19 protein-coding genes are annotated in these 22,471 nt (G+C 68.8%); 3 read left to right on the forward strand and 16 right to left on the reverse strand.

Features of this window, described 5'->3' with window-relative positions; translation table 11 throughout:
• The 3 genes from CKO43_RS14905 to CKO43_RS14915 form a co-directional block, all read left to right on the forward strand.
• A partial coding sequence (locus CKO43_RS14905; protein ID WP_207185059.1) for a general secretion pathway protein GspB occupies window positions 1-291 on the forward strand: 291 nt, incomplete at its 5' end.
• 151 nt (window positions 292-442) lie between these two features.
• Window positions 443-1,888, forward strand: coding sequence for a glucose-6-phosphate dehydrogenase (gene zwf / locus CKO43_RS14910; RefSeq protein ID WP_200229707.1), 1,446 nt, complete (start codon window positions 443-445; stop codon window positions 1,886-1,888).
• Window positions 1,889-1,949: 61 nt separating this feature from the next.
• A complete protein-coding gene (locus CKO43_RS14915; protein WP_200229758.1) occupies window positions 1,950-2,846 on the forward strand; it encodes an SIS domain-containing protein in 897 nt (298 codons plus the stop codon).
• A 17-nt stretch (window positions 2,847-2,863) separates the two neighbouring features.
• On the opposite strand, the gene CKO43_RS14920 is transcribed toward CKO43_RS14915, so the two are convergent.
• From CKO43_RS14920 to CKO43_RS14995, 16 genes are all read right to left on the reverse strand, one after another.
• Window positions 2,864-3,127, reverse strand: coding sequence for an STAS domain-containing protein (locus CKO43_RS14920; protein ID WP_200229709.1), 264 nt, complete (start codon window positions 3,125-3,127; stop codon window positions 2,864-2,866).
• Window positions 3,128-3,129: 2 nt separating this feature from the next.
• Window positions 3,130-3,753 (reverse strand): MlaC/ttg2D family ABC transporter substrate-binding protein, encoded by a 624-nt coding sequence (locus CKO43_RS14925; RefSeq protein ID WP_200379119.1) that lies wholly within the window; start codon window positions 3,751-3,753, stop codon window positions 3,130-3,132.
• A 67-nt stretch (window positions 3,754-3,820) separates the two neighbouring features.
• The gene (locus tag CKO43_RS14930) at window positions 3,821-4,576 is read right to left on the reverse strand and encodes an MlaA family lipoprotein (RefSeq protein ID WP_200379120.1); all 756 of its coding nucleotides are present in this window, start codon (window positions 4,574-4,576) and stop codon (window positions 3,821-3,823) included.
• Complete coding sequence (gene mlaD, locus CKO43_RS14935; protein ID WP_200229716.1) at window positions 4,573-5,061, reverse strand: outer membrane lipid asymmetry maintenance protein MlaD; 489 nt, start codon at window positions 5,059-5,061, stop codon at window positions 4,573-4,575. The genes CKO43_RS14930 and mlaD overlap by 4 nt, the downstream gene beginning before the upstream one ends.
• A 22-nt stretch (window positions 5,062-5,083) precedes the next feature.
• Window positions 5,084-5,866 carry a lipid asymmetry maintenance ABC transporter permease subunit MlaE gene (gene mlaE / locus CKO43_RS14940; protein ID WP_200229717.1) on the reverse strand — a complete coding sequence of 261 codons (783 nt, stop codon included), beginning with the start codon at window positions 5,864-5,866 and terminating at the stop codon, window positions 5,084-5,086.
• A complete protein-coding gene (locus tag CKO43_RS14945; RefSeq protein ID WP_200229718.1) occupies window positions 5,863-6,672 on the reverse strand; it encodes an ABC transporter ATP-binding protein in 810 nt (269 codons plus the stop codon). Before CKO43_RS14945 ends, mlaE begins: the two co-directional genes overlap by 4 nt.
• Before the next feature lie 142 nt (window positions 6,673-6,814).
• Window positions 6,815-8,281 (reverse strand): glutamate synthase subunit beta, encoded by a 1,467-nt coding sequence (locus CKO43_RS14950; protein ID WP_200379121.1) that lies wholly within the window; start codon window positions 8,279-8,281, stop codon window positions 6,815-6,817.
• A 21-nt stretch (window positions 8,282-8,302) separates the two neighbouring features.
• Window positions 8,303-13,036, reverse strand: a complete 4,734-nt coding sequence (locus tag CKO43_RS14955) for a glutamate synthase-related protein (RefSeq protein ID WP_200229720.1) — start codon at window positions 13,034-13,036, stop codon at window positions 8,303-8,305.
• 369 nt (window positions 13,037-13,405) lie between these two features.
• Window positions 13,406-14,089, reverse strand: a complete 684-nt coding sequence (locus CKO43_RS14960) for a transposase (protein ID WP_200379122.1) — start codon at window positions 14,087-14,089, stop codon at window positions 13,406-13,408.
• Between the two features lie 2 nt (window positions 14,090-14,091).
• Window positions 14,092-15,243 carry a deoxyguanosinetriphosphate triphosphohydrolase gene (locus tag CKO43_RS14965; protein ID WP_200379123.1) on the reverse strand — a complete coding sequence of 384 codons (1,152 nt, stop codon included), beginning with the start codon at window positions 15,241-15,243 and terminating at the stop codon, window positions 14,092-14,094.
• Window positions 15,240-16,331, reverse strand: a complete 1,092-nt coding sequence (gene aroB, locus CKO43_RS14970; RefSeq protein WP_200229736.1) for a 3-dehydroquinate synthase — start codon at window positions 16,329-16,331, stop codon at window positions 15,240-15,242. Before aroB ends, CKO43_RS14965 begins: the two co-directional genes overlap by 4 nt.
• Before the next feature lie 29 nt (window positions 16,332-16,360).
• Complete coding sequence (locus CKO43_RS14975) at window positions 16,361-16,954, reverse strand: shikimate kinase (RefSeq protein WP_200229759.1); 594 nt, start codon at window positions 16,952-16,954, stop codon at window positions 16,361-16,363.
• 4 nt (window positions 16,955-16,958) lie between these two features.
• The gene (locus CKO43_RS14980; RefSeq protein WP_200379124.1) at window positions 16,959-19,058 is read right to left on the reverse strand and encodes an Ig-like domain-containing protein; all 2,100 of its coding nucleotides are present in this window, start codon (window positions 19,056-19,058) and stop codon (window positions 16,959-16,961) included.
• 33 nt (window positions 19,059-19,091) lie between these two features.
• Window positions 19,092-21,251 carry a type IV pilus secretin PilQ gene (gene pilQ, locus CKO43_RS14985; RefSeq protein ID WP_200229738.1) on the reverse strand — a complete coding sequence of 720 codons (2,160 nt, stop codon included), beginning with the start codon at window positions 21,249-21,251 and terminating at the stop codon, window positions 19,092-19,094.
• On the reverse strand, window positions 21,248-21,772 hold the full coding sequence (locus CKO43_RS14990; protein WP_200379128.1) for a pilus assembly protein PilP: 525 nt from the start codon (window positions 21,770-21,772) through the stop codon (window positions 21,248-21,250). The genes pilQ and CKO43_RS14990 overlap by 4 nt, the downstream gene beginning before the upstream one ends.
• 5 nt (window positions 21,773-21,777) lie before the next feature.
• Complete coding sequence (locus CKO43_RS14995; protein WP_200229739.1) at window positions 21,778-22,464, reverse strand: type IV pilus inner membrane component PilO; 687 nt, start codon at window positions 22,462-22,464, stop codon at window positions 21,778-21,780.
• Window positions 22,465-22,471: the final 7 nt, after the last annotated feature.

Genomic DNA, 22,471 nt, shown 5'->3' on the forward strand with positions numbered 1-22,471 from the left:
AATAGATCGCGCCGCCGATCGCCAGCGCCTGCGGCGACGACACCCACGGCGGCTGCCCCGGCGCGCGCACTGCCGTTCGATCAGTTGCCGGCCGACGTGCGGCGCTCGCTGCCGGCGCTGGCGATCGGCGGCGCGATCTATTCCGAACAGCCGTCGGCGCGCATGCTGCTCGTCGGCGGCCAGCTGCTGCACGAAGGCGACGCCGCCGCGCCCGGCGTGACGCTGGAACACATAGGCCAGCGCTCGGCGGTGCTGCGCTGGCGTGATCTGCGCTACGAAGTGGCTTACTGAAACCGGCCATCGGCGGCGGCCCGCTCCCCCGTATCCCGTTGGCCACGGCCGTCGCGCGCCGGCCCGTCATCGCCCCGCGGTTGACCCGGATGAAACCGCGGAGCATGATTCGGACGAAACAAAGTTACATGCCCGAGCGGGTCGACCCAAGATGTCTTTCGATCTCGTCTTCTTCGGCGGCACCGGCGACCTGACCTGGCGCAAGCTGCTGCCGGCGCTGTTCCAGGCCTGGCGCCACCACAAGCTGCCCGCGGGCGGCCGCATCCTGGCGGTCGCACGCGACGAACGCAGCGACGACGAATATCGCGCCTTCGTGCGCGAACGTTTCGCCACCGTCGACAGTAGCAAGCGCCCGAACGAAGCCGAGTTCGATGAGTTCGCGCAGCTGCTGCACTACCGGCGCATGGACCTGTCGCGCGCCGACGACTACGCCGGCCTGAAGAGCTGGCTGGCCGAACGGGCCGCCGACACCGCGGTGATGTACCTGGCGACCGCGCCGCACCTGTTCCCGGTGATCTGCGAACAGCTGGGTGCCGCCGGCATCGCCGGGCCGAACGTGCGCATCGTGCTCGAAAAACCGTTGGGCCACGACCTCGCCAGCGCGCAGGAGATCAACCGCGCCGTGCGCTCGGTGTTCGACGAACGCCAGGCGCTGCGCATCGACCACTACCTCGGCAAGCCCGCGGTGCAGAACCTGATGGCGCTGCGTTTCGGCAACGCCTTGTTCGAGCCGCTGTGGCGGCGCGAGTGGATCGCCAACATCCAGATCACGCTGGCCGAGTCGCTGGGCGTGGGCACACGCGGCGACTACTACGACCGCAGCGGCGCGCTGCGCGACATGATCCAGAACCACGCGCTGCAGCTGCTGACGATGATCGCGATGGAGCCGCCGTCCTCGAGCGACGCCGACGCGATCCGCGACGAGAAGCTGAAGGTGCTGCGGTCGCTGAAACCGTTCACGCCGGAGACGGTGGCCAGCGACGTCGTGCGCGGCCAGTACCGCGCCGGCAGCGTCGAGGGCCAGGCGGTGCCGGCCTACCTCGACGAGGTCAAGGTGCCGGCCGGCAGCCGCTGCGAGACCTTCGTCGCGCTGCGCACCGAGATCCGCAACTGGCGCTGGGCCGGCGTGCCGTTCTACCTGCGCACCGGTAAGCGCCTGGCCGAGCAGGACTCGCACATCGTCGTCAACTTCCGCGAGGTGCCGCACCCGATCTTCCCGGGCACGCGCCGCGCCAACCGGCTGGTGATCAAGCTGCAGCCCGAGGACGGGCTGGAACTGCACCTGCTGGCGGCCAAGGGCGGCAGCATCAACGAGGTGTTGTCGCCGGTGTCGCTGGACCTGGACTTCGACGAAGCCTTCCCGAGCGAACGTGTCGGCGCCTACGAACGCCTGCTGCTGGACGCGATCGCCGGGCGCCTGAACCTGTTCGTGCGCAGCGACGAGCAGGAACAAGCCTGGCGCTGGGTCGAGCCGGTGCTCGACGCCTGGGCCAGCGACCCGACCGGCCCGCGCCCCTACGCGGCCGGCGGCTGGGGGCCGGCAGCAGCCAGCGCGCTCGTCGCGCGCGACGGCTGCGCCTGGTCCGAAGAACAATGAACTGCCACCTGTCCGCTGCGCCGCCCCGCGGCATCGGCGGACCCAGACTCCCATGAGCCCCATGCTCGAACGCATCCGCGCCTCCATCCCCGCCCTGCCGCCCGCCGAACAGCGTGTGGCCCGCCTGCTGCTGAGCGACGCGCGCGGCTTCGCCGGCCTGCCGGTCGGCGAACTTGCCGCACGCTCGCGCGTCAGCAAACCGACCGTCGTGCGTTTTTGCCGCAGCATCGGTTACGACGGGCTGGCCGACTTCAAGCTCAAGCTCGCCGGCAGCGTCAACGAAGGCGTGCCCTTCGTGCACCGGGCGGTCGAAGAGGACGACAAACCCGGCGACCTGGTCGTGAAGATCGTCGACAACGCGGTCGCCGCGCTGCTGCGCTACCGCAACGCCGCGGCCAGCCAGGCGATAGACGACGCGGTGACGGCGCTGACCGAAGCCGGCCGCCAGGGCCGGCGCATCGAGTTCTACGGCGTCGGCAACTCGGGCATCGTCGCGCTGGACGCGCAGCACAAGTTTTTCCGCCTCGGCGTCAACTCGTCGGCGATCAGCGACGGCCACGTGCAGGTTATGAGCGCGACCATGCTCGCCCCCGGCGACTGCGCGGTGCTGATCAGCAACTCCGGGCGCAGCCGCGACATCATCGACATCGCCGACATCGCGCACCGCAAGGGCGCGACGGTGATCGTGCTCAGCGCCAGCGGCTCGCCGCTGGCGACGCTGGCGCTCGGTGCACCCGGCCACATCCTGCTGGCGGTCGACCACCCGGAGGACGCCGACCGCTACAGCCCGATGGTCTCGCGCCTGCTGCACCTGACGGTGATCGACATCCTCGCGACCGGCGTCGCGCTGCGCCTGGGTTACGCGGCGCTGCGGCCGGCACTGGCAGAGATCAAGAAGAATCTGCGTACCCGGCGTTATGCCGACGGCCAGCGTTCGATCGACGACCCCGATGCCTGAGCCCGCCGGGCGCGGGCTCAGCCGGGTTGGGCGGCGGGCGTGAAGCCCAACAGTTCGTCGACGCCGTAGAGCAGCGAGAGTTCGACGAGCTTGCGCGGCGCGCCATCGACACGCAGCGTGCGCCCGCCGGCCGCGGCCCGGCGCCGGGCTTCGAGCAGCAGCGCGACCGCCGAGGTGTCGAACTCGGTCAGGTCCGAAGCGTCGATGACCTCGGTGTTGTCGCCGAGCTGACGCAGCAGTTCCGGCGCCTGCGCCAGCGTCGCGGTCGCGGGCAGCTTCATCTTCAGGCCTTCTTCGGCGCCGCTTGCGCTGGCGCCTTGTTGCGCTCGACGAGCTTGGCGATCAGGCCGTCGATGCCGCCGGCGTTGAGCTCCTGCGCGAACTGCGAGCGGTAGCTCTGCACCAGCCAGATGCCGCCGACGTTGACGTCGATGATCTTCCAGGCGCCCTGGATCTGGTCGAGGCGGTAGTCGAGCTTGATCGGCTCGCCCTTGCCACGCACCTCGGACTGCACGACGACCTGGTTGCCGCCGGGAACCGGCTGGGTCTTGGTGATCGCGACGGTCTGGTCCTTCAACTGCGTCAGCGCGCCGGCATAGACACGCACCAGCAGGATCTTGAACTCGGCCTGCAGCTTGGCGCGCTGGTCGGCCGTCGCGTTGCGCCACTGCGGCCCGACGGCCGAGCGCGTGACGACCTCGAACGCGACCGCCGGCAGCACCTTCTTGTCGACCAGCGCGACGACGGCGTTGATGTCGCCGGACTGGATCGCCTTGTCGGTCTTGGCGGTGTCGATGACGTCGTTGGAGATCGTGCGCACGAAGGCGTCCGGCGCACCCGGATCGGCGTGTGCGCCCGTGATCAGCAGGCCCGTCATCACCAGGCCGGTCAGGAACTTCTTCAACATCGTTTGCCTTTCGGTTGCGGGACGCCGCAGGGTGTTGCCGCTACAACGCGCGGACCGCGTGCGCGGTTCACTTCGCTGGCGAGTCGCCCTCGTCGCCGTAGTCTTGGAGCGGCGGGGCGCCGTCGTAGACCTGGTCCAGCCGCCGTGACAGATAGGCGTCGCGCACGAACGAGTAGCGGTCGAGCGCGACCTGGTCGAGCAGCTGGGTCGTATCCAGCAGATCGCTGCGGGCCTGCAACAGTTCCGTCGCCAGCACCGCATAAGAGCCGGCGTCGGTTTCGGGCAGGCGCGAGGGCGCGAACAGGCGGTCGACCGGCCAGCCGGCCGTGTCGCGCACCGACGAGGGCCCCAGCAGCGGCAGCACCACGTAGGGCCCGGGCCCGGCACCCCAGACGCCCAGGGTCTGGCCGAAGTCCTCGCTGCGGCGATCCAGGCGCAGCTGCGTGCCCCAGTCGAGCAGGCCGAACAGGCCGATCGTGGTGTTCGTCACCACGCGCGCGCTCATCTCCAGCCCGTCGGCGGGTTTGCCCTGCAGGAACTGGTTCACCGCCGACCAGGCGTCGCGGATGTTGCCGAGCACGTTGCCGACGCCGGTGCGCACGAGCTGCGGCACATAGTCTCGGTAGGCTTCGGCGACCGGGCGCACGACGTTCTCGTCGACGGTGTCGTTGAACGCGAAGACCTTGCGGTTCCAGTTCTCCCAGGGATCGGCCGGCGAGACCAGGCGTGCCGGCGCCGAGGCGGTGTCGCCCGCCGGCGCGGGTGCCGTTGCGCAGCCGGCGGTCAGCGCGGCGGCGGCGACCACGGCGCCGAGCCGCTTCACTGCGCGCCTCCGGGAGCGGCGGTGCCAGCATCGGCGGCCTTGCCGGTCATGAACTGGCCGATCAGGTTCTCGAGCACGACGGCCGACTGGGTCTGGGCGACGGTGTCGCCGGAGGCCAGGTTCTGCTCGTCGCCACCCGGCTCGAGGCCGACGTACTGGTCGCCCAGCAGGCCCGAGGTCAGGATCTTGGCGGCCGAATCCTTGGGGAACTGGAAGCGCTGGTCGATATCCATCTGCACCACCCCCTGGTAGGTCTTGGGATCCAGCGAGATCGCCTTCACCCGGCCGACGACGACACCGGCGCTGCGCACCGGTGCGCGCGCCTTCAGCCCGCCGATGTTGTCGAAGCGTGCCGTCAGCGTGTAGGTGGCGGCGTTGCCGCTGAAGCTGCCCAGGTTGGCGGCCTTCAGCGCCAGGAACGCGAACGCGAACATGCCCAGCAGGACAAACAGCCCGACGAGCGTCTCGATACCCTTCTTTCCCATTCTTTTCCTCAGCCGCGCCGGATCACGGCGTCGAGAACATCAGCGCGGTCAACAGGAAGTCTGTTGCCAGCACTGCCAGTGATGCGATCACCACCGTACGTGTCGTCGCATGAGCCACGCCCTCGGGCGTGGCCTGCGTCTCATAACCCTGGTAGAGCGCGACCGACGTGCAGATCACGCCGAAGACCACGCTCTTGGCAATACCGTTGCCGACGTCGCGCCAGACGTCGACGCTGCTCTGCATGATCGACCAGAAGTTGCCGGCGTCGACGCCGATCAGCAGCACCGCCACAACCCACGCGCCGAGAATGCCGATGGCCGAAAACAGGGCGGCGAGCAGGGGCATGGAGATGATCCCGCCCAGGAAACGCGGCGCCAGCACGCGGCTGCGCGGGTCGATCGCCATCAGCTCCATCGCGGCAAGCTGCTCGCCCGCCTTCATCAGCCCGATCTCGGCGGTCAGCGAGGTGCCGGCGCGCCCGGCGAACAGCAGCGCAGCGACGACCGGCCCCAGTTCGCGCACCAGCGACAGGTTGACCACCAGGCCCAGGCTCTCGGCCGCGCCGTAGGTGACCAGCGCGTAGTACATCTGCAACGCGAGCACGAAGCCGACCGCCATGCCCGAGGCCAGGATGATGACCAGCGAGCGGTTGCCGATGGCGTGGATCTGCGCGACGACGAGCGAGAAGCGGCGCAGCGCGGCCGGCGAGTGGCGCAGCAGGTCGACGAAGAAATAGGCTGCATGCCCGAGGGCGCGCAGCCATTCGAGCGTGACGCGGCCGAGATATTCCAGCGCGGCCGTCATGCCGGGATCCCCAGGTCCTGCGCCAGCGGCGGCGCCGGGTAGTGGAACTTGACCGGACCGTCGGGCTCGCCGCGGATGAACTGGCGCACCTCGGGGTCTTCGGAGCGCGACAGCTCTGCGGGCGTGCCCTCGGCGACGACACGGCCGCCGGCGGCCATCAGGTAGGCGTAGTCGACGATCTGGAAACACTCCTGCACGTCGTGCGAGACGACGAGCGAGGTCGAGCCGGTGGTGTCGTTGAGCTTGCGGATCAGGTTGGCGGTGACGCCCATCGAGATCGGGTCGAGACCGGCGAAGGGCTCGTCGTACATGATCAGTTCGGGGTCGAGCGCGATCGCACGCGCCAGCGCGATGCGCCGCGCCATGCCGCCGGAGACCTGCGAGATGCGCAGTCCGGCGGCGCCGCGCAGGCCGACGGCGTTGAGCTTCAACAGCACGATGTCGCGGATCATCGACTCGGGCAGCTCGGTGTGCTCGCGCAGCGGGAAGGCGACGTTCTCGAACACCGTCAGGTCGGTGAACAGCGCGCCGAACTGGAACAGCATGCCCAGGCGCCGGCGCACGCGGTACAGCAGCTCCTTGTCGCGCACGTCGACGAGTTCGCCGTCGAAGACGATGCGGCCCTGGTTCGGCGGGTAGACGCCACCGATCAGTCGCAGCAATGTCGTCTTGCCGCAACCGGAGCCGCCCAGAATGGCCGTGACCTGGCCGCGGCGAAAAGTCATCGAGACGTCGCGCAGGATCGTGCGCCCGGCGTCGTAGCCGAAGGTGACGTGGTCGATCTCGATGAGCGTGTCGGACTTCAAAAGCGGAGCGTCGCGGCCAGCCGGCCCGACGTAAACGAATCGTGGGTCGGTAATTTTCGCATGAGCTCCGCGAACACCGCGGGTTGACCCGCGGTGCCCACAGTAAAGGCTTGTGAAGCCTTTCGCGACTGTGGCGCCCGCGTCAACGCGGCAGTAGCGAAGAGCCGGTCAGGAACTCGTCGACCGCACGCGCGCACTGCCGACCTTCGCGGATCGCCCAGACGACGAGCGACTGGCCGCGGCGCATGTCGCCGGCGGTGAAGACCTTGGCGACGCTGCTGCGATAGCCACCCTGGGCCTCGGTCGTCGCGGCGACGTTGCCGCGTGCGTCCTTGGCGACGCCGAAGGCTTCCAGCACGCTGGCCGCCGGGTTCGTGAAACCCATCGCCAGCAGCACCAGATCGGCCTTCCATTCCTTCTCGCTGCCGGGCACCTCGACCATCTTGCCGCCCTGCCACTGCACGTTGACGGTCTTCAGGCCGGTGAGCTTGCCCTTGGCGCCGATGAACTCCTTGGTCGCGATCGCGAACTCGCGCGCGCAGCCCTCTTCGTGGCTGGAGCTGGTGCGCAGCTTGGTCGGCCAGTAGGGCCAGGTCATCGGCCGGTCTTCCTGCTGCGGCGGCATCGGCAGCAGCTCGAACTGCGTCACGCTGGCCGCGCCGTGGCGGTTGCTGGTGCCGACGCAGTCGCTGCCGGTGTCGCCGCCGCCGATGACGATCACGTGTTTGCCTTCGGCCCGGATCTGGCCCTTGACCTTGTCGCCGGCGACGACCTTGTTCTGCTGCGGCAGGAACTCCATCGCGAAATACACGCCGTCGAGGTCACGCCCCGGCACCGGCAGGTCGCGCGACTGCTCGGCACCGCCGGCCAGCACGACGGCGTCGAACTCGGCGTTCAGCTGTTCGGCCGAGATCGTTTCCTTGGCGTCGTTGGTGATCTTGCTGCCCTTGGGCAGCGCAGCGACGAGCACGCCGGTGCGGAAGACCACGCCCTCGCCCTTCATCTGCTCGACACGGCGATCGATGTGCGACTTCTCGAACTTGAAGTCGGGGATGCCGTAGCGCAGCAGGCCGCCGACGCGGTGGTTCTTCTCGAACACCGTGACCTCGTGGCCGGCGCGTGCCAGCTGCTGGGCAGCGGCCAGACCGGCCGGGCCGGAGCCGACGACGGCGACCTTCTTGCCGGTCTTCTGCTTGGCCGGCTGCGGCTGGATCCAGCCTTCGGCCCAGGCGCGGTCGACGATCGCGTGTTCAAGGCTCTTGATGCCGACGGCGTCGCCGTTGACGTTGAGCGTGCACGCCGCCTCGCAGGGTGCGGGGCAGATGCGGCCGGTGAACTCGGGGAAGTTGTTCGTCGAGTGCAGCACCGCGATCGCGTTGCGCCAGTCGCCGCGGTAGACCAGGTCGTTCCAGTCCGGAATGATGTTGTTGACCGGGCAGCCGTTGTTGCAGAACGGCGTGCCGCAGTCCATGCAGCGCGCGCCCTGGATCTTCGCCTTCGGCTCGTCCAGGCCGATGACGAACTCCTTCCAGGTCTTCAGACGTTCGGCGACGGGCGCGTAGCCCTCTTCCTGGCGCTCGAACTCGAGGAAGCCGGTGACCTTTCCCATGATGTCTCTCGTCCTCTTCGGTTACTTGGCGGCGACGGCGGCGGCAGAGGCCTTGGCCTTGCCGGTGACGGCCTGGGCTTCGGCCTTGGCGGCGCGTTCGGAAAGCGCGCGCTTGTATTCGTTCGGGAACACCTTGACGAACTTGGCGCGCGACACGGCCCAGGCGTCCAGGATCTCGCGCGAGCGCAGCGAGCCGGTCCAGCGGTGGTGGTCCTCGATCAGCTTCTTCAGCAGTGCCTCGTCGGCCAGGCCGCGGTGCCAGCTGGCGGCGCTGCCGGCCTGCTCGTCGCGCGGCAGCACCTTCTCCAGCGTCACCATGCTGGTGTTGCAGCGGCGCGCGAACTCGCCGTCCTCGTCGAAGACGTAGGCCACGCCACCCGACATGCCGGCGGCGAAGTTGCGGCCGGTCTTGCCGAGCACGACGACGGTGCCGCCGGTCATGTATTCGCAGCCGTGGTCGCCGGTGCCTTCGACGACGGTCGAGGCGCCCGACAGCCGCACCGCGAAACGTTCGCCGGCGACGCCGCGGAAGAAGGCCTCGCCGCTGGTCGCGCCGTAGAGCGCGGTGTTGCCGATGATGATGTTCTTGGTCGCGTCGCCGCGGAACTCGATCGACGGACGCACGACGACACGCCCGCCCGACAGCCCCTTGCCGGTGTAGTCGTTGGCGTCGCCGATCAGGTACAGCGTGATGCCCGGGGCGAGGAAGGCGCCGAAGCTCTGGCCGCCGGTGCCTTCCATCTGGATGAAGATCGTGTGGTCGGGCAGGCCTTCGGGGCGATGGCGCACCAGCTCACCCGACAGCATCGCGCCGACGCTGCGGTTGCGGTTCTTCGCGTCCTCCATGAACTGCACCTTCTCGCCGCGTTCGATCGCCGGGCGGCAGCGTTCGATCAGCTTCAGGTCCAGCGACTTCTCCAGGCCGTGGTCCTGGCTCTCGCAGTGCAGGCGCGGCACGTCGGCGGGCGCGGCCGGCAGGTGCAGCACGCGGCTGAAGTCCAGGCCGCGCGCCTTCCAGTGTTCGATGCCCTTCTTCATGTCGAGCAGGTCGGCGCGGCCGATCAGCTCGTCGACGGTGCGCATGCCCAGCTGCGCCATGATCTGGCGCGCTTCCTCGGCGACGAAGAAGAAGTAGTTGACGACGTGCTCGGGCTTGCCGGCGAACTTGGCGCGCAGCACCGGGTCCTGCGTGGCCACGCCCACCGGGCAGGTGTTCAGGTGGCACTTGCGCATCATGATGCAGCCCTCGACGACCAGCGGCGCGGTCGCGAAGCCGAACTCGTCGGCGCCCAGCAGCGCGGCGACGACGACGTCGCGGCCGGTCTTCATCTGGCCGTCGGCCTGCACCCGGATGCGCCCGCGCAGGCGGTTGAGCACCAGCGTCTGCTGGGTCTCGGCCAGGCCCAGTTCCCAGGGCGTGCCGGTGTGTTTGATCGAGCTCCACGGCGACGCGCCGGTGCCGCCGTCGTAGCCGCTGATGACGACGTGGTCGGCCTTGCACTTGGTGACGCCGGCGGCGATGGTGCCGACGCCGACCTCGGACACCAGCTTGACGCTGACCGAAGCGCGCGGGTTGGCGTTCTTCAGGTCGTGGATCAGCTGCGCCAGGTCCTCGATCGAATAGATGTCGTGGTGCGGCGGCGGGCTGATCAGGCCGACACCCGGCACCGAGTAGCGCAGGAAGCCGATGTACTCGGACACCTTGCCGCCCGGCAGCTGGCCGCCTTCGCCGGGCTTGGCGCCCTGGGCCATCTTGATCTGGATCTGGTCGGCCGAGACCAGGTACTCGGTCGTGACGCCGAATCGCCCCGAAGCCACCTGCTTGATCTTCGAGCGCAGGCTGTCGCCTTCCTGCATCACGTAGTCGGCCTCGATGACCTTGGCGCCGATGACGTCGGACACCTTGGTGCCGGCCGCGATCTTGATGCCCTTGAGCTCATTGCGATAACGCGCCGGGTCTTCGCCGCCTTCGCCGGTGTTGCTCTTGGCGCCGATGCGGTTCATCGCCAGCGCCAGCGTCGAGTGCGCCTCGGTGCTGATCGAACCCAGCGACATCGCGCCGGTGGCAAAGCGCTTGACGATCTCGGCCGCGGGCTCGACCTCGTCGACGGGGATCGCCTTGCCCGGGTCGACCTTGAACTCGAACAGGCCGCGCAGCGTCATGTGGCGGCGGCTCTGGTCGTTGACGATCTGGGCGTATTCCTTGTAGGTCTCCCAGCGGTTGCCGCGCGTGGCGTGCTGCAGCTTGGCGATCGCGTCGGGCGTCCACATGTGCTCTTCGCCGCGCGTGCGCCAGGCGTACTCGCCGCCGGCGTCGAGCATGCCGGCGAGCACCGGATCGTCGCCGAAGGCCGCCAGGTGCATGCGCACCGCTTCCTCGGCGACCTCGAACACGCCGATGCCGCCGACCTGGCTGGCGGTGCCGCGGAAGTACTTCTCGACGAAGTCCTTCTTGAGGCCGATGGCCTCGAAGATCTGGGCACCGCAATACGACATGTAAGTGCTGATGCCCATCTTCGACATGATCTTCGAGAGACCCTTGCCGACGGCCTTGATGTAGTTGTAGACGGCCTTCTCGGCCGACAGCGCGCCCGGCAGCTCGGCGTGCATCGCCGCCAGCGTCTCCAGCGCCAGGTAGGGGTGCACGGCCTCGGCGCCGTAGCCGGCGAGCACCGCGAAGTGGTGCACCTCGCGCGCCGAACCGGTCTCGACGACCAGGCCAGCCGTCGTGCGCAGGCCCTCGCGCACCAGGTGGTGATGGATGGCCGACAGCGCCAGCAGCGCGGGAATGGCCACCTGGCCGCGCGCCATGCGGCGGTCGGTGATGATCAGGATGTTGTGATCGCTCTTGAGCGCATCCACGGCTTCAGCGCACAGCGAGGCCAGCTTGGCCTCGACGCCTTCACGCCCCCAGGCCAGCGGGTAGGTGATGTCCAGCTCGTAGCAGCGGAACTTGCCGTGGGTGTGCTTCTCGATCGCACGCAACCGCGCCATGTCGTCGAAGTCCAGCACCGGCTGCGTCACCTCCAGCCGCATCGGCGGGTTCACCGCGTTGATGTCCAGCAGGTTGGGCTTCGGGCCGATGAAGCTGTTCAGCGACATCACGATCGCTTCGCGGATCGGGTCGATCGGCGGGTTCGTCACCTGCGCGAACAGCTGCTTGAAGTAGCTGTACAGCGGCTTGTTCTTGTCCGACAGCACGGCCAGCGGGCTGTCGTTGCCCATCGAGCCGATCGCCTCCTCGCCGTTGGCGGCCATCGGCGCGAGCAGGAACTTGACGTCCTCCTGCGTGAAGCCGAAGGCCTGCTGGCGGTCGAGCAGCGTCTCGGCGAAGTCGGCCGGCGCGGCGTTGACCGCAACGTCGTCCAGGCGCACACGCACGTTGTCGATCCACTGGCGGTACGGGCGCGCGTTGGCGAACTGGTTCTTCAGCTCTTCGTCGTCGACGATGCGGCCCTGCTCCAGGTCGATCAGGAACATCTTGCCCGGCTGCAGGCGCCACTTCTTGACGATGCGGTTCTCGGGGATCGGCAGCACGCCGGACTCGGAGGCCATCACGACCAGGTCGTCGTCGGTGACGATGTAGCGCGCCGGGCGCAGGCCGTTGCGGTCGAGCGTGGCGCCGATCTGCTTGCCGTCGGTGAAGACCATCGCCGCCGGGCCGTCCCAGGGCTCGAGCATGGCCGCGTGGTACTCGTAGAACGCACGCCGGCGCGTGTCCATCAGCTCGTGGTTCTCCCAGGCTTCCGGGATCATCATCATCGCCGCGTGCGCCAGCGGGTAGCCCGACATCGTCAGCAGCTCGAGCGTGTTGTCGAAGGTCGCGGTGTCGCTCTGGTGCTCGAAGCTCAGCGGGTAGAGCTTCTTCAGGTCGTCGCCCAGCACCGGCGACTTCATCACGCCTTCACGCGCGCGCATCCAGTTGAAGTTGCCCTTGACGGTGTTGATCTCGCCGTTGTGCGCGACCATGCGGTACGGGTGCGCCAGCGGCCATTCGGGGAAGGTGTTGGTCGAGAAACGCTGGTGCACCAGCGCCAGCGCCGAGGCGGTGCGCGGGTCGGCAAGGTCCAGGTAGTACTGGCCGACCTGGTCGGCGAGCAGCAGGCCCTTGTAGATGATCGTGCGGCAGCTCATGCTGGGCACGTAGTACTCGCGGCTGTGCGTCAGCTTCAGGCGCTGGATCGCCGCCGACGCCGTCTTGCGGATGACGTAGAGCTTGCGCTCCAGCGCGTCGGGCACGATGACGTCGTGGCCGCGGCCGATGAAGACCTGGCGGATCACAGGCTCCTTCTTGCGCACCGTCGGCGACATCGGCATCTGGCGGTCGACCGGCACGTCGCGCCAGCCCAGCAGCACCTGGCCTTCGGCCTTGATCGCTCGCTCCAGCTCCTGCTCGCAGGCCAGACGCGAGGCGTGTTCCTTGGGCAGGAAGATCATGCCGACGCCGTATTCGCCCGGGGGCGGCAGCTCGACGCCCTGCGCGGCCATCTCGGCGCGATAGAACTCGTCGGGGATCTGGATCAGGATGCCGGCGCCGTCGCCCATCAGCTCGTCGGCACCGACCGCGCCGCGGTGATCCAGGTTCTCCAGGATCTTCAGGCCCTGCTCGATGATCGCGTGCGCCTTCTGGCCCTTGATGTGGGCGACGAAACCGACGCCGCAGGCGTCGTGCTCCTGGCGCGGGTCGTAGAGACCGCCCTCGGCGAGCTGGATTTCGTCGATGGATGCGGGCGTGGCGGGGGCTGCGTCGCGCATGGCGCTCTCCGGGACATACAGGGGGAGCGCGAGCCTAACCCACACCGTCTATCGGGGCAAGCCCGAATAAATGGGGTCAGAGTTCTTTAAATGAGCGCGCGAAGAAACCGCACCAGTTAATTGGGGACATAGTCATTCACGACGACGGTGCCACGCTGTCCGACCGTGGTGCAGCTTTGCGCCACCACCACGGGAAAAGAGGCTCGTCAGCAATACGGTGCGGGAAACTGGTGCAGTTGCGGCCACCGCCGTGCGCGCCGGCCGGGAGCCGGTGCACAGCAGCAACGGCAGGATCGAGCCTGACAGCGCGGGAAAACACGCCCCATGCGGACCTGCGCAGACCCGCGGCGCCCCCACGCGAGGGAAGGTTCAGCGGCGAGGAAGCAGCCCGGTCGCGGCGACTTGTCGTTCCCGCGCCGGCCGCCCGCGCGGCCGCGGCCTCAGCGGGCGCGCCGTCTGTTCGGCGAGCCGGGCGACGAATACGGCATCACCGGCCGCCCAGCCGCCGAGCGCGGCGGCCCGCAGCGCGGCCGCCTGTGCTGGCGCCAGGCCGTCGGCGAGCAGCCGGCGGTAGGCCGCCTCGCGTTCGAACGGCGTGTTGCCGAGCTGCCAGAACTCGGGCGGATCCGTGACCAGCGGGTCGCGCCCGCCGAGCCGGTGGCCGGCGCTGGACAGCGGCGCCGCGGCGTCGACCAGGCGCAGCGCCGCCAGCTGCCAGGCGCCCGGCTCGACCAGCGCACAGCGGAAGCGCCCGTCCCAGAGCGTGCCGCGGCCGCCGTGTCGCAGCCGGTAGGCGCCGACATAGCGCCGCCCCAGCGACTGCATCATCCGGCTCAGCGCCTCGGCCGTCGGCGGCGTCACCAGCAGCTGCACCTCGTCGTCGGGCAGCGCGTAGGCGTGCACCACGACCTGCTGCGCCGCCGCCGCCTCGCGCAGCGCGGCGACGAAGACGGCACGGTCCTCGTCATCGGCAAAAACGGCGCGGCCGTCGTGGCCACGCTGGATGACGTAGTGCCCGCAGCCGGGCAGGACGAGGCGGGACAGGCGCGCCATCGTCAGGCGGCGAACAGGTCGCGGCCGGTCAGCCGCTGGTGCTCGCGCAAGGCGAAGCGGTCGGTCATGCCGGCGATGTAGTCGGCGACGGCGCGGTGCAGGTCCGACGCGTCGGCGTAGTCGGCGGGCATCTCCTGCGGCGCGGCGACGTAGGCGGCGAAAAGCTCCGCGACGACGGTGCGCGCACGCGCCGTGACGTCCATCACCTGCGGGTGGCGGTACAGCGCCTTGAAGAGGAAACGTTTCAGCTCGTCCAGCGGCTCGCGCATCTCGGCGCTGAAGGCCGCCAGCGGCGGCAGCTGGCGCAGCGCGTCGGCGTCGGCCGGCTCGTGGCGCGCCAGCGCGCGCCGGGTCTCGGCTATCAGGTCGTAGACCAGCGTCGACAGCATGCGCCGCAGCGTCTCGAAAAGCAGGCGCCGCGGCGGCATCGCCAGCAGCCTCGGGTGCGCCGCCAGCGCCTCGTCGCGAAAACGTGCGTAGAGCGCGATCGTGTCGAGCTGCTCCACCGTGATCAGCCCGGACCGCACGCCGTCGTCGACGTCGTGCGCGTTGTAGGCCACCTCGTCGGCAAGGTTGACCAGCTGGGCTTCGAGCGAGGGCTGGGTGCCGTCGAGGAAACGCCGCGCCGGCCCGTCGGGCTCGGTCCGGCACAGCGCCTCGGCGTTGCGGCGCGAGCAGTGTTTCAGGATGCCTTCACGCGTCTCGAAACACAGGTTCAGGCCATCGAACTCGGGGTAGCGCTGCTCGAGCTTGTCGACGACACGCAGGCTCTGCAGGTTGTGCTCGAAACCGCCGCGCCCGTCCATACAGGCGTTCAGCGCGTCCTGGCCGGCGTGGCCGAAAGGCGTGTGACCGAGGTCGTGGGCGAGCGCCAGCGCCTCGATCAGGTCTTCGTTCAGCTGCAGCGGGCGCGCCACCGAACGCCCGAGCTGGGCGACCTCGAGCGAATGCGTCAGCCGCGTGCGGAACAGGTCGCCCTCGTGGTTGACGAAGACCTGGGTCTTGTAGACCAGGCGCCGGAACGCCGTGCTGTGCACGATGCGGTCGCGGTCGCGCTGGTGCTCGGTGCGCGGTGCCGCCGAGCCTTCGTCCAGGCGCCGGCCGCGGCTGCGACTGGGGTCGCTGGCCCAGCGCGCGAGCCCGGTCGGGTTCACGCCGCGAGGTGGCACTCGATCGCCTGGGCGACGAGCGCGTCGGGAGCGCTGCGCAGCAGCGCGTGGCCCGGCGCGTCGATCAGCACGAAGCGGATCTCGCCGCCCTCGGCCTTCTTGTCGACACGCATCAGTTCGAGGTAGCGCCCGATGCCCAGGCGCGGCCCCTTCACCGGCAGCCCGGCACGCTCGCACAGCCGTGCCAGACGCTCGACGAAGGCCGGTGGCACCAGCCCGAGCAGCGCCGAGAGTTCGGCCGCCATCACCATGCCGCAGCCGACAGCCTCGCCGTGCAGCCACTCGCCGTAACCCAGGCCGGCTTCGATCGCGTGGCCGAAGGTGTGGCCGAAGTTGAGGATGGCGCGCAGCCCGGCCTCGCGTTCGTCCTGGCCGACGACCTCGGCCTTGATCTCGCACGAGCGCTGCACCGCGTAGGCGAGCGCGGCGCGGTCGTGGGCACGCAGCGCGTCGACGTGCTCTTCGATCCAGTCGAAGAAGGCGGCGTCGGCGATCGGCCCGTACTTGATGATCTCGGCCAGCCCGGCGCTGGTTTCGCGCGCCGGCAGCGTGCCCAGCGTGTCCAGGTCGCAGACGACGCGGCAGGGCTGGTAGAACGCGCCGATCATGTTCTTGCCCAGCGGGTGGTTGATCGCGGTCTTGCCACCGACCGAGGAGTCGACCTGGGCCAGCAGCGTCGTCGGCACCTGCACGAATGGCACGCCGCGCATGTAGCTGGCGGCGGCGAACCCGGCCATGTCGCCGACGACGCCGCCGCCGAGCGCGAACAACACCGTCTTGCGGTCGCAGCCGTGGCCCAGCAGGTGGTCGAAGATCAGGTTCAGCGTCTGCCAGGTCTTGTAGACCTCGCCGTCGGGCAGGGCGACGGTGCTCACCGACGGATACAGCGGCGCCAGCGCCCGGCGCAGCGCGTCGCCGTGCAAGGCGTCGACGGTGGTGTTGGTGACGATGACGGCCTGCGCCGCTTTCGGCAGACCGGCCCAGGTCGAAGCGCTGGCCAGGAGGCCTGCGTCGATCAGGATGCCGTAGCGCGTGTCGGCGGTGGTGACGGTGACGGTGGCGGGAAGCGGCATGGCGCCGACAGTTTACGGTGCCAACCGTGTCAGCTTCCCGGCGCGCCCCGACCGCCCGGATGGTCCGACGCCGGCGGGTGATCGATGGGCGACGGCACCTGGCCCGGGTCGACCAGGCCGGCGAGTTCGAGCTGCATCAGCACCATGCCGATCAGCGCCGGCACCGACGGGCGGTTGGTCTCGACGACGAAGTGGGCGCAGCGCCGGTATAGCGGGTCGCGATCTCGGAACATCTCGCGCAGCCGGCGCTGCGGGTCGGCGACCTGCAGCAGCGGGCGCTGGGTGTCGTGACGCAGCCGGCGGAACAGCTCCTCAGGCGTCGAGCGCAGGTAGAAGACCTGGGTGCGAGCATGCAGCGCGTCGCGGTTGGCCGGCCGCAGCACGGCGCCACCGCCGGTTGCCAGCACGCAGCCGTCGGCCTGCGTCAGCTCGGCGATGACGCGCTGCTCGAGATCGCGGAAGGCGTCCTCGCCGTGTTCGGCGAAGTAGTCGCGGATCGTCTGGCCCAGGCGGCGCTCGATCTCGGCGTCGCTGTCGACGAAGCGCAGGCCGAGCTGGCGCGCGAGATGGCGCCCGACAGTGGACTTGCCACTGCCGGGCATGCCGACGAGGGAGACGATCAGCGCCTCAGTTCCCGTCGGTGCAGACCGTGCCACTGCCGTAGGGGCTGACGACGAAGGCCGGCGAGGTGTTCTCGTTGCTCACGGCGCTCGCCGGATACGGGAGGTTCCCATTGCCATAGAACGTGCCGACATAACGCGCACGAGACTCGGTGCCGGAAATGCCCGAGGCGGTGACTGTGATCACGAAGTCGACCCAGGACGCGAGGTCCTTGCCGTACTCGATCTGCACGATCGCCAGGCCGCTGGAATCGGTCTTGGAGGAGCCGACCATCTTGATCGCCACGTCGGCCTTGCGTGGGTCGAGCTCGCCGTTCCAGTTGAGGTCCTCGCGCCGCGAGGCCAGCGCCGGTGCAGTGCCACCGGAAACGTAAGCGGCGGCTTCACGCACGCCGTTGCGGTTCACGTCCTCATTGGGGCAACTCGGCTGAGCCGTCGGCCCCTGATTCACCCATGCATCGGGATTCGGGTTGGTCTCGGACTGGTACTCGTAGCGGTAAGACTCGGTGCTTGCCAGCCGCATCACCTGCGCCCACTTCGAACCGTCCCAGGCAAAGAAACCCTTGTAGTAAGCCGGCAGATCAACCGACGGCGTGATCACGACGTCCGCTTTGGCTTGGCCTGCCGCGTCGACGACCATGACGACGAACTGCTTGATGTAGGTGAGCTTGGCCGTGCCTTCCTGGATCAGCTCGTTCGTGCGGATGTTCACCGACAGCGCCTCGGAGGTCACGGTCAGGGTGCTGGTGGCAGAGTGCGGACAGGTGCTGGTGTCGAAATCGGTCGTATCCCAGCAGGCACGGACGGTGATGCCGTTGGTCGGGCTGGAACGCAGGCCCGGCGTGAAGGTGCCGCGCGCGACGCCGGTGGAGTCGGAGTAAGCGTAGTTGCCGCCCAGCCAACTGGTCACGCCGTCGCTGCTGTTGGCGTTGTCGGCGAGGTCGAAACGCACGCGGATGTTCTTCACCGGCTGGTTGCTGGCCCCGAGGAAGAGCGCGCGCAGTTCGACCTGATTCGCAGTGCTGCCGGCGCTGTTGACCGACACGACGCTGGGCGTGGGGGTGAGCGAAGCCGAAGTCGGCACTTCGGTCGCGACCGGCACGCTCCCGCTGCCCGCAGCCTGAACCGTGATCGACTCGGTGATCGACTCCCCGGCGGCAGAAGCCACCAGGACCAGCGTCGTCGCACTCGACGGCGCCTGGTAGGTGTAGACGTACTTGCCCTGGGAGTTCGTCGTCCCGGTGGTCGTGCCCAGAACCGTCGACGTGACGGTGATCGTGGCGCCGACCATCGCGGCGCCGGCATTGTCGAGCAATTGGTACTCGATGTTGTTGCCGGTGCTGCCGGCATCGACCAGAGGCGAAAGCGACGCCGTCAGCTTGGCACCGGAAACGGAGAACGAGGCCGACTTGGTGATCGTGCCGCTGGTCGCGGTCACCGTGACCGCACGCGAGGACCGGTCGGCGCCGATGCCCACCGTGGCGGTGAGAACGCCATTCGTTCCGGTCGTGGTGCCGGCCGGCGTGATGACGGCGTTGCCGTCCACCGTGAAGGTCACCGGCACGCTGGCCACCGTATTGCGGCGGCTGTCGATCGCGGTGACGGTGGCGGTAATGGTATTGGTCCCGCCGTTGTCCAGCTTCGAGGAACTCAGCACCAGATTCAGATCTGCGGCCTTCGGCGTCGTCGTCGTCGGCGTGTCCACCACCGCCAGACTGGCGGTGCGCGTGATGCTGCCGCTGATCGCGGTGACGGTGATGACGCGGTTGGACGTGTCGGAGCCGATGCGGACCGTGCCGGTGACGGTGCCGTCGTCCGCCGTGGCCGCACCCGTGACCTGCACGGTCGCGTTCTGGTCCACGGCGATCACGACGGGAACGTCGGCGACGACGTTGCGCTTGGCGTCGAGCGCCGTCGCCACGGCCGTGACGCTGCCGCTACCGTCGTTGGAGATGGTGGCCGACGACAGCGAGAGCACGAGGTCCGACGCGGATGCGGTGCCGGTGCCGCCGCCGTTGTCCGGAGCCTTGGGATTCGAACTACCGCCCCCGCAGCTCGCCAGGGCCAACAACGCCACCAAGGCGAACAGTTTCTTCAGCATGGCCATCAAGAATTCCTCCCTCTGACGGGTTTTGTGTGGTCAGCGAACCGCGGCGCGGTCGGTGACGATCTTGGGCGTCAGGAACACCAGCAACTCGGTCTTGCTGGAGGTGCGCGTCGTGCTGCGGAACAGCACCCCGAGGAACGGGATGTCGCCGAGCAGCGGCACCTTGCTGACGTCGTTGCTTTCGCTCTGCGTGTAGATGCCGCCGATGACGACGGTGCCGCCGTTCTCGACCAGCACCTTGGTCTTGACGTGTTTGGTGTCGATCGCGAAGCCGGCGGTCGTCGTGCGGCCGACGCTGTCCTTGTTGACGTCGACGTCCAGGATCACGTTGCCTTCGGGCGTGATCTGCGGCGTCACCTCGAGCTTCAGGCTTGCCTTCTTGAACGAGATCGAAGTCGCGCCGCTGGAGGTGCTCTCCTGGTACGGCAGTTCCTCGCCCTGCTCGATCAGCGCCTTCTCCTGGTCGGCGGTGATGACGCGCGGGCTGGACACGATCTTGCCCTTGCCGTCGGCTTCCAGCGCCGAGAGCTCCAGGTTCAGGAAGCGCGTCAGGCTGGAGTTGAACAACGAGACCGCAAAGGTCGACGCCGAAGCGCCGCCGAAGTTCGACGACGAGACGTTGGCACCCAGGTTGACGAACTGCGTGTTCGAGTAGTCGATCGTGTCGCTGACCTGGCCCGTCTGCACGCCGACGGCGTCGTAGTTGCCGCCGATGCTGACGCCGCCGTTGCTGCCGAAGCTGCTGCGCATGTCGGACGCGCCCAGCTTGACACCGAGCGCGCGCCCGAAGGTGTCGTCGGCTTCGACGATGCGGGCTTCGATCATCACCTGGCGCACCGGGATGTCGATCTTGGCGATCAGCTGCGTGATCTCCTCGAGCTTGCTCGGGATGTCCGAGACGAAGAGCTGGTTGGTCCGGGTCTCGTAGATGACGCTGCCACGCGGCGACAGGATGCGCGAGGCCTGGGTGGTGCTCGACGAGCCGCCCTGGCCCTGGTTCTGGCCCAGCAGGCCCTTGGCGACGACTTCGGACTTGGTGTAGTTCAGCTGGAAGGACTGGGTGCGCAGCGGCTCGAGCTCGGCGACCTTCTTCTTGGCCTCCAGGTCGACCTGCTCCTTCGCGGACAGTTCCTCCTTGGGCGCGATCCAGAGCACGTTGCCGGACTTCTTCACGCCCAGGCCCTTGCTCTGCATGATGATGTCGAGCGCCTGGTCCCAGGGCACGTCCTTCAGCCGCAGCGTCACGGTGCCGGTGACGGTGTCGCTGGTGACGACGTTGAAGTTGGTGAAGTCGGCGATGACCTGCAGCAGCGCCCGGACCTCGATGTTCTGGAAGTTCAGCGACAGCTTCTCGCCCTGGTAACCCGGGCCCTGCGTCAGCTTGTTCGGGTCCATCTTCAGCGGCCGGACCTCGAGCACGAACTGGTCGTCGGTCTGGTAGGCGCTGTGCTCCCAGGCGCCGGAGGGCTCGACCACCATGCGCACGCGGTCGCCCGCCTGCACCGTCGACACCGTGCGCACCGGCGTGCCGAAATCGGTCACGTCCAGGCGCCGGCGCAGCGCGTCGGGCAGCGAGGCGCGCGGGAACTCGACGACGAGGTTCTGCCCCTGCTGGCGCAGGTCGACGCCGAGCTGCGCGCTGGGCAGGCTGACGACGATGCGGCCGGCACCGTCGGCACCGCGCCGGAAGTCGATGTCGCGGATGCTCTGCGTCTCGGCGTTCTGCGATGGCGCGAAATGCAGCGGCTGATCAGCGCTCGCGATCTGCGGCGAGACGCTGTCCAGCACCAGCAGCAGCGCTTTGCCCTGGATCTGCGCGCGGTAGCTCGTCGGCTGCTTCAGGTTCAGCACCAGGCGCGTGCGTTCGCCGGCCTGGGCCACGCTGACCGAGCGCAGATTGCCCTGGTTGACCTCGACGCTGTTGCGGCCCATCGCGTTGCCCACGCCGGGCAGGTCGACCGCGATGCGCGGCGGGTTCTGCACCGCGAAACCTGTCGGCACCGCCGCCAGCGCTTCGCTGAGCTCGATGCGCACGACTTCGCCCCCGGCCTGCTGGGTGCTGGTGATGGACTGGATCGCCGGCTCGGCCCAGGCGGCCGGCGCAAGCAGCAGGCCACTGGTCGCGATGGCCGCAAAAACGGCACGCCAGTTGAACATCGTTCGAATCTCCTCGGTGTCCTTCAACGCCGTCATCGCGCTTTCTCCTGCAGTTGCAGCACGGCGGGTCTTTCGACCCATTCGCCGGCGGCGTCCTGCACCACTTCGCGCAGCGTGATCTCCGTCTCCGCGATACGCGTGACACGGCCGTAGTTCTGGCCCAGATAGTCGCCCAGCTTGACCTGGTAGAGCAGGTTGTCCACCCGCAGCAGCGCGAACTGGCGGCCGTCGCGGTTGACGCTGCCGACCATCGCCATGCTGTCCAGCGGGTAGGCCTCCAGCGGCTCGCGCCGCCGGTTCATCTCCGACGCCATCAGGGAATTCGGCTGCCGCGCCTCCTGCTTGAGGGCGACGGTGAGCTTCTGGTTGCTGAAGGGCTCGACACCTTGCGCCTGCGCATACGGCTCGGGGTCGAAGCGCTTGGGCGGCTGCAGCGGCTGCACGCTGGGCTTGACCTCGCGCCGCTGCTGGTCCATCCAGGCCTGCAGTTCCTCGTTCTGGGCGCCGCAGCCGGCGAGCAGGGCCGCGGCGAGCGCGACAACGGACGCCGAACGCACGGGGCTCACTTGCCACCCCCCTTCTTCTTCGGTGCGCTGGCGGCCTTGCGGCGTTCCTCGACCTCGGTCGGGTCGAGGTAGCGGTAGGTGCGCGCCGTGGCTTCCATGGCCAGCAGGCCGCTGGTGTCGCGCGGCACCTGCGTGATCGTCAGGTTCTGCAGCGTGACGATGCGCGACAGGTTGGCGACGTCGGCCGCGAACGCGCCGACGTCGTGGTAGCGCCCGGAGACCTTGATCGCGATCGGCAGCTCGGCGTAGTAGTCCTTGACCTCGACCTGGCCGGGGCGGAACAGCTCGAACTGCAGCCCGCGGCCGAGCCCGGCCTGGTTGATGTCGGACAGCAGCGCATCCATCTCGGCCTTGCCCGGCAGCTGGCGCTCGAGCTGGGTCACGTACTCCTGGACCTGCAGCTTCTGCTTGCGCAGTTCGGTCAGGTTGACGGCCTGGCCGAGCTTGTTGCGGAACTCGGCCTTGAGCGCCGGCTCGCGGTCACGCTCGAGCTGCAGCTCGTCGTTGGCCGACGAGACGATGACGAACCAGCCGAGCAAGACGACGGCGGCCGCGGCGGCGGCCCAGGCGGCCGCCTTGGGCAGCGGCGGCCACTGACCGGGTTCGTTCGGATTGAGCCCGCGGAACTGGGAGGCGGCCCGTTCGAACAGGCCGCCGAGGTCGATGTTGACGTTTCGGGCCATGCTCGCC

The sequence above is a fragment of the Rubrivivax gelatinosus genome, assembly GCF_016583785.1.
GTDB lineage: Bacteria > Pseudomonadota > Gammaproteobacteria > Burkholderiales > Burkholderiaceae_C > Rubrivivax > Rubrivivax gelatinosus_B.

Coding starts and splice junctions, on each gene's coding strand:
- CKO43_RS14915 (WP_200229758.1), top strand. CDS start 1,950: ATGCTCGAACGCATCCGCGCCTCCATCCCCGCCCTGCCGCCCGCCGAA.
- CKO43_RS14925 (WP_200379119.1), bottom strand. CDS start 3,753: ATGTTGAAGAAGTTCCTGACCGGCCTGGTGATGACGGGCCTGCTGATC.
- CKO43_RS14920 (WP_200229709.1), bottom strand. CDS start 3,127: ATGAAGCTGCCCGCGACCGCGACGCTGGCGCAGGCGCCGGAACTGCTG.
- CKO43_RS14955 (WP_200229720.1), bottom strand. CDS start 13,036: ATGCGCGACGCAGCCCCCGCCACGCCCGCATCCATCGACGAAATCCAG.
- CKO43_RS14960 (WP_200379122.1), bottom strand. CDS start 14,089: ATGGCGCGCCTGTCCCGCCTCGTCCTGCCCGGCTGCGGGCACTACGTC.
- mlaD (WP_200229716.1), bottom strand. CDS start 5,061: ATGGGAAAGAAGGGTATCGAGACGCTCGTCGGGCTGTTTGTCCTGCTG.
- CKO43_RS14995 (WP_200229739.1), bottom strand. CDS start 22,464: ATGGCCCGAAACGTCAACATCGACCTCGGCGGCCTGTTCGAACGGGCC.
- pilQ (WP_200229738.1), bottom strand. CDS start 21,251: ATGACGGCGTTGAAGGACACCGAGGAGATTCGAACGATGTTCAACTGG.
- mlaE (WP_200229717.1), bottom strand. CDS start 5,866: ATGACGGCCGCGCTGGAATATCTCGGCCGCGTCACGCTCGAATGGCTG.
- CKO43_RS14980 (WP_200379124.1), bottom strand. CDS start 19,058: ATGGCCATGCTGAAGAAACTGTTCGCCTTGGTGGCGTTGTTGGCCCTG.
- aroB (WP_200229736.1), bottom strand. CDS start 16,331: ATGCCGCTTCCCGCCACCGTCACCGTCACCACCGCCGACACGCGCTAC.
- zwf (WP_200229707.1), top strand. CDS start 443: ATGTCTTTCGATCTCGTCTTCTTCGGCGGCACCGGCGACCTGACCTGG.
- CKO43_RS14950 (WP_200379121.1), bottom strand. CDS start 8,281: ATGGGAAAGGTCACCGGCTTCCTCGAGTTCGAGCGCCAGGAAGAGGGC.